Consider the following 10,589-nt stretch of genomic DNA (forward strand, 5'->3'; position numbering starts at 1 on the left):
CGGCCAGAAAACCGCTTGTAATTGGTTTTATTTCGTGCTTACTGTGCCTGGCACTGTACAGCAGTGATTGCTACAACACCAACGATATCCTCTGCGGAGCATCCACGGGACAGATCGTTGACTGGAGCTGCGATACCCTGCGTCATTGGGCCGTATGCTTCTGCTTTTGCCAGTCTCTGTACCAGTTTGTATCCGATGTTTCCGGCATCCAGATCCGGGAAGATCAGAACGTTTGCTTTTCCTGCTACTTTGCTGTCCGGAGCTTTGGATGCACCTACGCTCGGAACGATTGCTGCATCAAGCTGCAGCTCGCCGTCGAGAGCGAGATCCGGGTTTGCTTCTTTTGCAATTCTGGTAGCCTCAACAACTTTGTCTACATCAGCATGTTTTGCACTTCCTTTGGAGGAGTGGGAAAGCATAGCAACTCTTGGCTCGTTTCCGGTCAGCATGCGGTAGGACTCTGCGGAAGACTCTGCGATTGCAGCCAGCTCTTCCGGATTCGGGTTCTGGTTCAGACCACAGTCACCGAATACGAATACACCGTCATCGCCGTACTCGCAGTCCGGAACTACCATCAGGAAGAATGCGGATACGAGTTTTGTGCCTGGTTTGGTCTTTAAGATCTGCAGGCATGGACGTAAGGTGTTTGCGGTAGAATGGCAGGCACCGGAAACAAGTCCGTCTGCATCTCCCATTTTAACCATCATAACGCCATAATATGTATAGTCATTCAGGATGGTCTCTCTTGCTTTCTCCGGAGTCATGCCTTTCTTTGCACGAAGCTCTACCAGCTTATCTACATAAGCCTGTGTTTTCTCGTTTTTCTCTGGATCTACAATAGTAGCTTTGGAGACATCCAGTCCCTCGCTGCCTTTCTTTACTGCCTCTTCGCTTCCGATGATGATCAGATTTGCAAGGTCCTCTTTCAGGATCTGTGCAGCAGCCTCATATGTTCTTCTGTCTTCTGACTCTGGCAGTACAATTGTTTTTTTGTCTGCTTTTGCTCTTGCTTTAATTGTGTCAATAAATCCCATGATCTTTTGACTCCTTTCGATAAATTTACTCGATATTCTCATTGTAGTACGCTTTTTGCCCTTTCGCAAGTATAAAATTCAAAACAACTGGACAAAAAATCCAAAACGGAGGAATTCTTGCATTCCTTTTCTGTTTTTGTTACGATAGGGCTATGTGATCCGCGGTTCCTCTCTGTTTGGAATCGTGCTATTTTTTTCGAAAGAAGGTACGTTTTATGACCATTACCGCAGTCATTGCAGAATATAATCCTTTTCATAACGGCCATGCTTATCAGCTGGCAAAAGCCAGGGAACTGACCGGGGCGGACTATCTTGTCGTGATTATGAGCGGCGATTTCGTCCAGCGCGGCGCACCTGCGATTCTTGACCAACATGACCGTGCGGAGCTGGCGCTTCTTGGCGGCGCGGACCTTATCTTACAGCTTCCGTGTCACTTTGCGCTCGGCAGTGCACAGCATTTCGCACGCGGGGCGGTATCGCTCCTTACTGCGCTTGGCTGTGTCGATTTTCTCTGCTTTGGCAGTGAATATGGAGACACGGCGCCGTTTCTGGAACTCGCTGATATTCTGCTCCACGAGCCGGAGGAATACCGTGAGCTGCTCTCCGGTCTGCTTCGGAACGGACTTTCCTTCCCGACGGCGCGCGCACAGGCACTTTCCGCTTATTTTTCTGACAGCGCTTCCTTCTCTTCGCTTTCAAAAGAAGAACTTGATACCTTTTTAAAAGAACCAAACAATATTTTAGGCATTGAATATGTCCAGGCACTTCTGCTGTCACAAAGCCGCATTCGGCCGGTAACGATCCGCCGGGAGGGCAGCGGCTACCACGAAGGAGCGCTTTTCACACATGCACTCCCTTCTGCTACAGCAATGCGGAATCTTCTTTTTTCCAATCCGCATAAGGATCTGGAACTGTCCGCGCTCGCCTCCTGCATGCCAGAAGCGGTCTTTCACGCTTTTCAGAATGCCGTCGCATCTCATGGACTGTTGACCGCCGATGATTTCAGCCTGCTCCTCGCCGCACGGCTCCTCACGGAGACGAAGGGATCTCTCTCCTCCTGTCTCGACCTCTCGCCGGATCTTGCCAACCGCATCCTCCGCCAGCGCCACGCATGCTCCTCATTTTCAGAATTCGCCATGCAGCTTAAAACAAAGGAAATGACGTATACCCGCATCAGCCGCGCCCTGATGCATCTGCTTCTGAACCAGAAAACATTGTACCCGGCCGGCTATAACCGTGTTCTCGGTTTCCGAAAAAGTGCCGGTGCATTGTTAAAAGAGATTAGAAGACGTTCTTCTCTGCCGCTCATTGCCAAGGCAGCCGACGCCCCGCGGCTTCTTACCGGCGATGCACTTGCCGCCTTTGAGAGCGATATACAGGCCTCTCTTTTTTACGAGACTGTCCGTTCTCACAAAACAGGGACACCGTTCGTCCATGAATACACAAAAAAGCTGGTTCTGTTATAGAACCAGCTTTTTTCCAGCAGCATCATCATCTACTGCTGTGGAACTGTATAGTCCTCCACAAACAGGAAAACATTTTTTGTATCTGCACTTTCTCTTGTAAAGTCAAACTGCATGAAACGCATCTCACCATTCAGTATAAAATTGATCATAACATGATGCATGATGTGTTCTGCTGTTCCCTGTGTGATTGCTTCCATCGTCATCTGCTGTTTTATCCGATTAAGATCATCTATATTGCCAGATGCATAACGCATGAGTATCTTCAAAATCAATGTACAGGATTTCTATATAATGATTTTTAAGAGCTTTTTCATATATTGCAGCCTGAACCGCTTTCTCCAACAACTGAATTCCTCCTTGTTTTCTCATGTACTATTAATGCTTCATAGCACTCCCGCTATAAATTACTTTCATCAGTAATTCCACATCAACAGGCTTAGCAACATGTTCATTCATCCCTGCTTCTTTTGCCCTTATTCTGTCCTCCGTGAACGCATTTGCTGTCATTGCAATGATCGGTATTTTCTTTGCATCCTCTCTGTCCAGAGACCTAATCATCTTTGTAGCTTCATAACCATTCATGACCGGCATCATAATGTCCATAAGAATGACATCAAATTCACCAGGTTCACTATTTCTGAACAGTTCAACAGCTTCCTGACCATCCCATGTTTTTGTCACGTCGGCACCTTTTTTCTTTCAGGAAATCCTCTCTTAGCTGCCCGCCGTTTTCTGTTTCCATTTTAATATTTGTACTCATTTGTCTGGCACTTTCAATGGCACGGAGGAGACTTTTGGATTCCGAAGATTCATTATAATGGGTGTAGTGGAACACTGCACTTTCACATAGTTTACAATCTCCACCATTCTTTTCTCTGCTTCTGCTTTTTCTGCGTGGAAGAAATAAAACAGAGAGACTACAGCTACACAGATTCCTATCAGACCGCCGAGCAGCTGGATCCGTTTTTCTCCACCTCCAGATACTTCTGGGGATCATCCAGGTATTTTTCAATGATTTTCAGGGATGTGCCATCCAGACGCATCTCTTCCTGTGTCTGGCCCATCTGCTCACAGATTCCCCTGTCATCCTCTTTTGCAAAAGCAACGCCTATTCCGGTGATCATCAGAGGCTCTTCCAGGATACGGAAGCTTGCATCATAATCCTTCCTATACTGAACGATAGATTCCTCGTGTGCAGCAACCGCATCTACATATCCTTTTCCCAGAAACGTATAGATCAGCTCCCGGTGTCCCAGGATGATCAGATTTCCCAGCTTTGGGATCCTCTCATCCGTCCGGTTCAGAAAGATGCTTTCCGGTTTGGTTGTGGACTGGACAGCGGTAATCGTCAAGACGTCCTTCCATAGAAAAAACAGCCCATGATACAATCAATCTCGCCGCTCTCCACCAGTTCTTTTTTCTCCTCCCAGTTGATCTGGACAACCTTCACCTGTTATCCCATTCTTTTGAATGCTTCCGTAGCCAGTTCTACATCAATTCCTGTCGGTACACCATCCTCATTCAGATAATTGTATGGTGGATAGCTGTCGCTGCCGAGGGTAATAACAGGCTTTTCGGTTTCTTCTTTCGTGTTATCTGTGTTTTTGCACCCTGCCAGGGTGACTGCTAAATATCAAAAGTCCTAATAAAATTACTATAGTTTTTCTTAATTTCAATGAATGATTATGTTTTTGCGTTTACTACCCCTTTTTTGTCAGCAGTTTTGTGATCGCTCTTTTTAATCGCGGAATATCAATCGGCTTTCCAATATGTTCATTCATCCCGGCCTCCAGACATGCTTTCCGATCTTCCTCAAAAGCATTTGCCGTCATGGCAATGATTGGAATCTTTTTGGCATCTTCACGTTCCAGCATACGAATTGCTTTTGTTGCTTCCAGCCCATCCATGACCGGCATCATCACATCCATGATGATGACATCATACTCATCCAACCTGGAATTCTGAAATATTTCAAATGCCTCTTTTCCGTTTTTCGCTTCTGTAATGTTCAGATGCTCCTCCTCCAGGATTGCATGGGCTATCTCCATATTAATGACATTATCTTCAACAAGAAGCACCCGTTTTCCTGACAGATCCATATCCTGTGAGTAGCTGTCCTTCTGTGAATCATTATTTTCAGCCAAATAATCTATTTCAAATGGAACCGTAACCGTAAACGTGCTTCCTACATTTTCTTCGCTTTCCAGTTCTATCGTTCCACCCATCCGTTCAACAATATCTTTGACAATCGAAAGTCCCAGACCGGAGCCACTGAATGTTGTAGTTGACTGTTTGCCTTCCTGCGCAAAAGCATCAAACGCATGTTTTTGAAATTCTTCACTCATACCAAGACCGGTATCTGAACATACAAACTGAAAAACAGCTATATTCCCATCATCCGATAATTCTTCGCAATGAACATTCACTGTTCCATGAAAATGATTGTATTTAATCGCGTTGGAAGAAAGATTCATTAAAACCCTGCTCAGATGTACCGGACTTCCAATCAAATATCTGTGGCGGATTGTGCTTGCTTCCACGCCGCCTTCAAATCTTACACCATTCTCATAAGCACTCATTGCAACAACCGTCAGATTATTCCTTAACAGTTCTGCCAGATCAAAGGATTTATGTTCCAACACAAGGGAACCGGATTCCAGTTTGCCGATATCCAGGACATTGTTGATCAGATTTTGCAGATAATCGGCGGACTGAAGTACCTTCTTCCTGCATTCCCTTAACTTGACCACATCATTGTTATATTTTTCAGCGATATGGATCATCCCCACGATTCCGTTTAGCGGTGTACGGATATCGTGGCTCATACGCCGGAGAAAGGCTGTTTTTGAAAGATTCGCGCGATGAGCATCTTCCATGCTTTCCTTAAGCTGTTTCTGATACATGAGTTCCCGTGATTTTTCTTCCGTAATATCTCGTACGACATAAAGCACATCCACAGCGTTTCCATGTGCATCTCTGCTCTTTACAATAAATCTGGCCAGCCGCCATTCTCCGTTTACTCCCATAAATTCAATCGAAACAGAATTCGTATTACGAAGTCTCTCTGTCAATGTATCAAAGTCAAGAAACTCCCGGTATTTTTCTCTCTCTTCCTGGGCGGCAAATGCTGTTGGAAGTCTTTCCATAACATCATCAATTTTCCCCTTTTGTCCAAGGATTTTTTGCACAAGGTCATGGCCTTTCAAAAGCTCATATGTCCGCTCTTTAACATTGGCTTGTACGATTGTTACATACAACGTAGCAATTGCGGCAATAATCTCTGACCTCTTTGTCGCCTCATCAAGAGCCTTTTTCAACAGTACCGTACTTTTCAGATTTTCCCTCACACATCCAAGATGTCCGCCAACATCAGACAGCAGTGTAATGGAAATCTCATTCTGCCTCAAATCAGGATTATCTACCCCGATGAATCCATTCATCTGATGATTGGCATAAATCGGCACCGCAATCAAGGAACATATTTCCTGTGTTTTTAACAATTCATATTCTTCCGGTTCAGAATTTTTTGTCGCTTCCAGATCATGAATCACGATTACTTCCTTGTTTTCAAATCGTTTCACCCAGTTCGGCATCGAACTGACCGGGATTGCCTGAAGGTTATCTATCTCTGGTGCCACTCCATCGGCACACCATTCAAATGTATTGCTCAGACTGTCCTTCTGATCGGTTTCCCAGTCAAAAACATATACCCGGTCTGCCCCTGTATAGTTTCCAATCGCCTGCAACAAAGAGTGAATGATTTCTGACAGCTCCTGCTCATTTTCCACCTGATCCATAAGCGATATCTGATGCAGGATCGTGTCCATACTATGTAATTTTATTTGATAGAGTTCCTGAATCTCTTTTGTTTTCATTTTCTATCCCCCCCTGCAGTAAAACTATTATGGTTACGTCTGTGAAATAACACCGTAAGAAAGGATCCTGCTACGGCAGGATTCTCCGCCTAAACTTATGCAAAAAAACTGGTTTTATTATACTCTAACACTTTACTGCACACAAGAAAAACATTACCTTTTAGCGTTAAAAGGCAAAAAAAGAACAGCAACTGTGCCCAAAGTTCCAGTGATGTGTATCAAAAACGGAAATGGACTTTCGGCAGATATATTTTCTTCTGTTTCTCTGTCTTCAGGATCAGATGGAGGAACTGACAAAACAGACACAGACCCGCAATGATAAGATGCAGCTGATGATGGAACAGATCGTGCTGTCCAATAAGAGCAGCCAAAAAGAAAAAACAGATCGGCAAAAAGAATGAAAACAGCTTCCAGATGCCATATCAAGATGTTACCGCTTTGTGCCTGAAAAGTCGAAGTTGAGGAACATCATATTTTGGAGATCTGAAGATCGCAGGGTGCTGGGTACATTACAGGCGCAAGTTCCATGAGGCACTGGAGGTCATACCGAAAGATCTGAGGAAACAGTCTGTTTTGTACCTCATCATGAACCCGATCCGTGCGATTTACCGGGAGGAAGGAAAGCTTTCCGGTCTTTCATCAGACGAACGGACTGCCCATCGACTTTTACATAATAAATTCCGCTGATCCATTTAGATTCCTGCAGCGCTCCGTTCTTATCCATGTAATACCATTTTCCACCGATCTTCTGCCAGCCAGTCTGCATTTTGCCGTTTTTGTTCAAATAATACTTTGTGTTTTCTATGGCGGCCTTCACATGCACATCCGCAGAGGTATTGCTAGAACAACGGCTGCTATCGCTGAAGTTCCCCGTAATAATTCATTTTTTCTTACACTTTTTATGGGTTGCAAGTAAAATTATCAGTATGTAATATATCATACTATACATTCCTTAAAATTACTATTTTTATTTGCGCAGATGGTAAAAAAGCCGGCAGCGATCCTTTCCATTCAGGATCACTGCCGGCTTTTCAGCTTTCTCTTTAGTTTTTAAACGAATGAATCGGTGCCGGGATTCTTCCTGTTCTGTTGACGAATGCCTCGCAGGAGAAGTTGTTGACCGGCATGATCGGTGCATAGCCGAGGAGGCCGCCGAATTCTACGGTCTCGCCCACGCCTTTTCCGATGACCGGGATCAGGCGGACTGCCGTTGTTTTCTGGTTAACCATACCGATGGCAAGCTCATCTGCGATGATTCCGGAGATGGTCGATGCTTTCGTGTCTCCCGGGATGGCGATCATATCAAGACCTACGGAGCAGACACAGGTCATTGCCTCGAGTTTTTCAATGGTCAGTGCGCCGTCGTTGACTGCGTTGATCATACCCTGATCCTCAGAAACCGGGATGAATGCGCCGGAGAGACCGCCGACATAGGAAGATGCCATAACACCGCCCTTTTTCACCTGATCGTTCAGAAGCGCCAGCGCCGCTGTCGTTCCCGGTGCACCTGCGTGCTCGAGGCCGATCTCCTCAAGGATATCCGCAACGGAATCTCCGATCGCCGGAGTCGGTGCCAGGGAAAGGTCAATGATACCAAACGGAATGTTCAGCCGCTTGGAAGCCTCCTGTGCAACGAGCTGGCCGACACGCGTTACCTTAAATGCGGTCTTCTTGATCGTCTCGCAGAGTACCTCAAAGTTCTCGCCGCGTACTTTTTCCAGAGCATGTTTGACAACACCAGGGCCGGAAACGCCGACATTGATGATGGCATCCGCCTCGGTTACGCCGTGGAAAGCGCCTGCCATGAACGGGTTGTCGTCCGGTGCATTGCAGAAAACAACGAGTTTTGCGCATCCAAGGCAGTTGTTCTCTTTGCTTGCCTCCGCCGTCTTCTTGATGATCTCACCCATCAGTTTGACAGCATCCATGTTGATACCGGTTTTAGTGGAGCCAAGGTTGATGGAGCTGCAGACAAAATCCGTCACAGCCAGTGCCTTCGGGATAGAACGGATCAGAAGCTCATCTGCTGTCGTCATACCTTTGCTTACCAGAGCGGAATAGCCGCCGAGGAAATTGACGCCGACTTCTTTTGCCGCACGGTCCAGAGTCTGTGCAATCGTCACGAAATCCTCCGGCGTTCTGCAGGCTGCTGCGCCGACTAAGGCAATCGGGGTAACGGAAATTCTCTTGTTTACAATCGGAATACCGAACTCGCCCTCGATCTCCTCACCTACGGAAACCAGATTTCTGGCAGTCGTCGTGATTTTGTCGTAGATTTTGCGGTTCAGCTTGTCAAGATTGGAGTCGATACAGTCCATAAGACTGATTCCAAGGGTAATGGTACGAACGTCCAGATTCTCTTTTTCGATCATCTCGTTCGTTTCCTTTACTTCAAACAGATTTATCATGTCGTTTTTCTCCTTCGCTTTAGATACGGTGCATCATATTGAAAATATCTTCATGCTGGCAGCGGATGACAACGCCGATGGAACTTCCAAGCTCCTCCAGATCTTTTGCAAGCTCTGCGTTGGATTTCTCGCTCTTGGAGACGTCCGTTACCATCATCATGTTGAAATATCCCTGCACAATCGTCTGAGAAATGTCTTCGATGTTTACCTGGTTCTCTGCCAGATAATTACATACCTTTGCGATAATGCCCACGGTGTCCTTGCCTACGACAGTGATAATTGTCTTCTTCATGTTTCCATTCTCCTTTTTCTGGTTTTATGTCAAAGCCCCGGAAAAACCGGTAATGGCGGCCTTGCGAAAAACATGGTATGTAGCTCTAAAAATGTATATTTAAACCTCAATTAACGGTGATACTTCACTTCTTTTAGCGACAGCGAGATGAAAATCACCCGAGTGATACGGATTATCACCCGTTGTGACCTCGCAGGCCACGGTTTCAAAGGCCAGTGCCTCATAATTATTTTCCTTGCTCAGATGGCCGAGCAGCACTTCCTGCAGATTGTCGTGCAGAATCTCGCAGAGGAGATGGCCTGCCGCCAGGTTCGATAAATGGCCTTTTGCCCCGGCGATCCGCTGTTTTAACGGATACGGGTACGGTCCGACCGCAAGCATGTTCTCGTCGTGATTTGCCTCTAACAAAACGGCATCCAGCCCGGTCAGATTCTGAACCGTGTAATCGCTGTAAACGCCAAGATCCGTCGCAATCGCAATCGATTTCCCGCCGGATTCCATGCGGTAGCCGACCGGCTCTGCCGCATCGTGGGAGATCGTAAACGGATGTACGGCGATGTCTCCCAGTGTAAACGTGTCATCCGCGTGAATCGTGTGAAAAATCCCCTCCGGAAACTTTCCAAGGCTCTTCGTCTGCTGCATCGCCTGAATTGTTCCATCCGTTGCGTAAATCGGAATACCATACCGGCGCGCCAGCACGCCAAGGCCCTGGATATGATCGGAATGCTCATGTGTCACGAGAATGCCGTCCAGCTCCTTCGCGCTGCGGTCGAGAACAGCCAGTCCCGCCTCCACGCGCTTTCCGCTGATGCCCGCATCGATCAGAAGGCTTGTGGTCTCGCTTCCCGCGAAAATGCAGTTTCCGCTCGAACCACTTGCAATACTACAAAGTTTCATATTTTTTCATCCTATGGTCTAACTGTTTTTTTGTTTCCTCAAAATCGCCGCTGTTGTCGATTTCAAAATCGCAGTGGCTGCTGAATTCATCCTCGGAAAGCTGATTTGCCATGATTTCGCGAACTTTCTTCTCGGAATAGCCGCGTCCTTCGATCAATCGCTCCTTCCGGACTTCTTCATCCGCATAAATATACCACAGTTCATCACAAATTTCATCATATTTTTCTTCGATTAAGAGTGCGGCCTCCACAAAGACGTATTCCGTCCCTGCTTTTTCCGCGGCTGCAATGGCTTTTTTGATATACCGTTTTACCGCCGGATGAACGATCGCATTCAGGGCTTTTAACTTTTCTTCGTCCTGAAAAACGATCTCAGCAATCCGTTTCCGGTCAAGTTCGCCGGTCTCTGTGGTGATCTGTCTGCCGAACAGCTTCACAATCTCTCCATAGCATTCGCCGCCCGGCAGCATCACAAGGTAACCTGCCTCGTCCGCCTGGATCACCGTTGCATCATAATTCTGTCCAAGGTACGTGAGCACTTCGCTTTTTCCGGCGCCCACGCCGCCTGTAATTCCAAAAACTTTCATTCTTTTGTATCCTTTCGCTCCTGGTATGAGT

General features: G+C 46.5%; 10 protein-coding genes and 2 pseudogenes. 2 read left to right on the top strand and 10 right to left on the bottom strand.

Annotated elements, in window-relative coordinates; genetic code table 11:
- Positions 1-38: 38 nt before the first annotated feature.
- Positions 39-1,034 (bottom strand): phosphate acetyltransferase, encoded by a 996-nt coding sequence (pta, locus tag I2G42_RS12785; protein WP_022462726.1) that lies wholly within the window; start codon positions 1,032-1,034, stop codon positions 39-41.
- A 215-nt stretch (positions 1,035-1,249) separates the two neighbouring features.
- On the opposite strand from pta, the gene I2G42_RS12790 reads away from it, so the two are divergent.
- The gene (locus I2G42_RS12790) at positions 1,250-2,500 is read left to right on the top strand and encodes a tRNA(Met) cytidine acetate ligase (RefSeq protein WP_195531128.1); all 1,251 of its coding nucleotides are present in this window, start codon (positions 1,250-1,252) and stop codon (positions 2,498-2,500) included.
- 29 nt (positions 2,501-2,529) lie between these two features.
- Here the strand turns inward: I2G42_RS12790 and I2G42_RS12795 are convergent, their stop codons facing one another.
- The 4 genes and pseudogenes from I2G42_RS12795 to I2G42_RS12810 form a co-directional block, all read right to left on the bottom strand.
- Entirely contained in the window at positions 2,530-2,754 is a 225-nt protein-coding gene (locus I2G42_RS12795; protein ID WP_156327610.1) for a hypothetical protein, read from the bottom strand.
- Positions 2,755-2,875: 121 nt separating this feature from the next.
- Positions 2,876-3,181 (bottom strand): response regulator, encoded by a 306-nt coding sequence (locus I2G42_RS12800; RefSeq protein ID WP_055228394.1) that lies wholly within the window; start codon positions 3,179-3,181, stop codon positions 2,876-2,878.
- 257 nt (positions 3,182-3,438) lie between these two features.
- A pseudogene (locus I2G42_RS17045) lies at positions 3,439-4,176 on the bottom strand (substrate-binding periplasmic protein).
- Between the two features lie 24 nt (positions 4,177-4,200).
- A complete protein-coding gene (locus I2G42_RS12810) occupies positions 4,201-6,375 on the bottom strand; it encodes a hybrid sensor histidine kinase/response regulator (protein ID WP_195531129.1) in 2,175 nt (724 codons plus the stop codon).
- Between the two features lie 480 nt (positions 6,376-6,855).
- Here I2G42_RS12810 and I2G42_RS16480 point away from each other — a divergent pair.
- A pseudogene (locus tag I2G42_RS16480) lies at positions 6,856-7,038 on the top strand (IS66 family transposase); the annotation flags it as partial.
- Here I2G42_RS16480 and I2G42_RS17105 read toward each other — a convergent pair.
- The 5 genes from I2G42_RS17105 to coaE form a co-directional block, all read right to left on the bottom strand.
- Positions 6,959-7,198, bottom strand: coding sequence for a hypothetical protein (locus I2G42_RS17105; protein ID WP_430409883.1), 240 nt, complete (start codon positions 7,196-7,198; stop codon positions 6,959-6,961). The pseudogene I2G42_RS16480 and the gene I2G42_RS17105 overlap by 80 nt on opposite strands.
- 220 nt (positions 7,199-7,418) lie before the next feature.
- Complete coding sequence (locus I2G42_RS12820; RefSeq protein ID WP_022462720.1) at positions 7,419-8,783, bottom strand: PFL family protein; 1,365 nt, start codon at positions 8,781-8,783, stop codon at positions 7,419-7,421.
- Between the two features lie 19 nt (positions 8,784-8,802).
- Positions 8,803-9,075, bottom strand: a complete 273-nt coding sequence (locus I2G42_RS12825; protein WP_022462719.1) for an ACT domain-containing protein — start codon at positions 9,073-9,075, stop codon at positions 8,803-8,805.
- A gap of 99 nt (positions 9,076-9,174) precedes the next feature.
- The gene (locus I2G42_RS12830) at positions 9,175-9,972 is read right to left on the bottom strand and encodes an MBL fold metallo-hydrolase (protein ID WP_055218850.1); all 798 of its coding nucleotides are present in this window, start codon (positions 9,970-9,972) and stop codon (positions 9,175-9,177) included.
- On the bottom strand, positions 9,959-10,558 hold the full coding sequence (gene coaE, locus I2G42_RS12835) for a dephospho-CoA kinase (RefSeq protein ID WP_117510320.1): 600 nt from the start codon (positions 10,556-10,558) through the stop codon (positions 9,959-9,961). Before coaE ends, I2G42_RS12830 begins: the two co-directional genes overlap by 14 nt.
- Between the last annotated feature and the right edge of the window lie 31 nt (positions 10,559-10,589).

Source organism: Fusicatenibacter saccharivorans (assembly GCF_015557635.1).
GTDB classification, from domain to species: domain Bacteria; phylum Bacillota; class Clostridia; order Lachnospirales; family Lachnospiraceae; genus Fusicatenibacter; species Fusicatenibacter saccharivorans.